2 protein-coding genes are annotated in these 2,294 nt (G+C 66.0%); one reads left to right on the top strand and one right to left on the bottom strand.

Annotation, left to right across the window (positions count from 1 at the left end; genetic code table 11):
- Positions 1 to 29: 29 nt before the first annotated feature.
- Positions 30 to 995: a 3'-5' exonuclease gene (locus H6A21_RS10690; RefSeq protein ID WP_204562768.1), complete on the bottom strand. Its 966-nt coding sequence runs from the start codon at positions 993 to 995 to the stop codon at positions 30 to 32.
- A gap of 175 nt (positions 996 to 1,170) precedes the next feature.
- Here H6A21_RS10690 and H6A21_RS10685 point away from each other — a divergent pair, with 175 nt between their 5' ends.
- The gene (locus H6A21_RS10685; RefSeq protein WP_204562767.1) at positions 1,171 to 2,220 is read left to right on the top strand and encodes a putative manganese transporter; all 1,050 of its coding nucleotides are present in this window, start codon (positions 1,171 to 1,173) and stop codon (positions 2,218 to 2,220) included.
- The last annotated feature ends 74 nt before the right edge of the window (positions 2,221 to 2,294 follow it).

Genomic DNA, 2,294 nt, shown 5'->3' with positions numbered 1-2,294 from the left:
CCCCCCAGAGGACACCCCCTGCAACGGAATTACGCCTTGAACATGCTCTTGCGATTGAACTCCGCCTGGACGGTGCGGAGCATGAGGTCGGTGTCCTCGAGGCCCAGATGGCGCTCGTCGGCGTCGGCGGCCAGCGTGCCGCGGCGGCGCGCCCAGTTCTCGAGCGATGCCGGGGCGCTCTCGCGCGGAAGCGTGCGGACCTCCTCGTCGATGGAGCGGCAGATCTGGCGTGTGTCGATGGGGATGATCTTGCCCGCGCGGCGTGCCTCGGCGTAGCCGGGCAGGTGCATCATGAACCAGGAGTCCTCGAAGGCGGCGTTGTGCGCCATGTAGGGGTACTTCTTCATGAGTTTCAGCAGCGTCTTGTGCAGCGGGGTGTTCTGGCGGAACGGGATCTGCCCGTCGACGTCCGCCCACGTGATGTGGTGGATGTCGGCCAGTGGCACGCCGGCCTCGCGGTACATCTCGGGAAGGCCGCAGTAGTGGGCCTCGGCGTCATGCGGGACGGCGTCGCTCGTCATCTCCATGATCTCCCAGCCCACGTTGATGATGTAGCCGCGCTCCGGCGCGCGACCCGTGGTCTCGATGTCGATGCCGAGCACGCAGCCCTTGATGGGTTTGCGCACCCATTCGACCGCGTAGGCGTCGCGGTCGCCGCGGACGGCGCGGGCGATGACGTTCGCGCCGCGGCCCTGCAGCTTGCCGATGCCGGCGCAGGTGTCGGCATCGCTGAGCGAGCGGGCGAGCAGCGGGGAGGAGAGGTTGCGCAGACGCGCCTCGCCGATCTGGTCGCACAGCTCGCGGTTGCGGTCTGCGAGCTCCAGGATCACGTCGAAGGAGAAGCCGGGCTCGTCGTTTGCGCGCCACTCGTCGATGAGGGCCTTCATGGCCTCTTCACCGCGCTGGCGCTCGGACTCCATGGCGTCGTAGTCGCCGTAGATGAACATGGGGATAAAGGGTTGCATCGAGTATTCAAGTGCCTGGTTGACGTTCAAGCTGGCCATCTCCTGTTCTTGTGAATAGTTTGCCATATGAAACTAGCGTAGCTACAATACCGGAACCTGTGGCGATACCGCAGATGTTTGCCGCTATTCCACAGAGGGCGCGCACATCGGGGTACTAACCTTGTACGTGCGCGAAAAACGATTATACGAAAGGGAGCGTCGCTCCATGGAAGATATAACCCATTTCATCCTGCACGCGTGGGAGGACACGCTGCCGCTCGTGCCGTTTTTGCTGGTGACGTATCTGGTACTCGAGGTGCTCGAGCATGCGGCGGGCGAGCGCGTGAACGGCGCGGTACGTCGTGCCGGCGCCGCCGGGCCCGTGGTGGGCGCACTGCTCGGCATCGTGCCGCAGTGCGGGTTTTCCGCCATGGCGGCCACACTCTACGCTGGCCGCGTCATCACGCTCGGCACGCTCGTGGGCGTGTTCCTGTCGACCTCTGACGAGATGCTGCCCATGCTTCTGGCCGAGCGCACCGACGCGGGCCAGCTTGCCCTCATCCTGCTTGCCAAGGCGGCCGTCGCGGCGGTGACGGGCCTTCTGATCGATATCGGTCTGCGTGCGCTGCGCCGCAGCCCGCGCGTCCACGGAGCCCTGCGGCGGTTTGCGCGCGGGTCCGCCGAGGGGACGGGTGCCGGTCAGGACCTGATCGACGAGATGGCGACGGCTGGCGAGTCGGCCGACCGGATCCACCTTCTGTGTGAGTACGACCACTGCGGGTGCGATGACAGCCACGGTCGCGCGGATGCCGGGCATGCGCACGACCACGACCATGAGCATGAGCACGGGCATGGTCATGCGGGCCATGACCACGGGCACGACCACGCGCATGGCGGCGTGTGGCCGATCGTGCGCAGCGCGCTGTCGCACACCATCCAGGTCAGCGTCTTCATCTTCATCGTGACGTTCGTGCTCGTGGCGGTGCTCGAGACGGTGGGGGAGGACGCGCTTGCCGACTTCCTGTCCGCGAACTCCACGCTGTCGGTGTTCGCGAGCGCGCTCGTGGGTCTCATCCCCAACTGCGCAGCGAGCGTGGTCATCACGCAGCTCTATCTGGAGGGCGTGCTCGGGTTCGGCGCGCTCATGGCCGGCACGCTCGTGAGCGCGGGCGTGGGCTTTCTGGTGCTGTTCCGTACGAACCACAACGCGCGCGAGAACGTGATCATCCTCGCGCTGCTCTATATCATCGCCGTCATCTGGGGCCTTCTGCTCTAAAGTGGGTGTCCTCATCGGGGACGGGGTAGTTCGGTGCCATGGGGGCGCGGCCGCGCCCCCATGGCACCGAACTA

The sequence above is a fragment of the Collinsella tanakaei genome, from assembly GCF_016902615.1.
Taxonomy (GTDB): Bacteria; Actinomycetota; Coriobacteriia; order Coriobacteriales; family Coriobacteriaceae; genus Collinsella; species Collinsella tanakaei_A.
Note: the sequence above shows the minus strand (reverse complement) of the source record. Positions and strands in the feature narration are given on the sequence as shown.

Excerpts from the sequence above, each read along its gene's own strand:
- H6A21_RS10685 (WP_204562767.1), top strand. The coding sequence starts at position 1,171 with ATGGAAGATATAACCCATTTCATCCTGCACGCGTGGGAGGACACGCTG.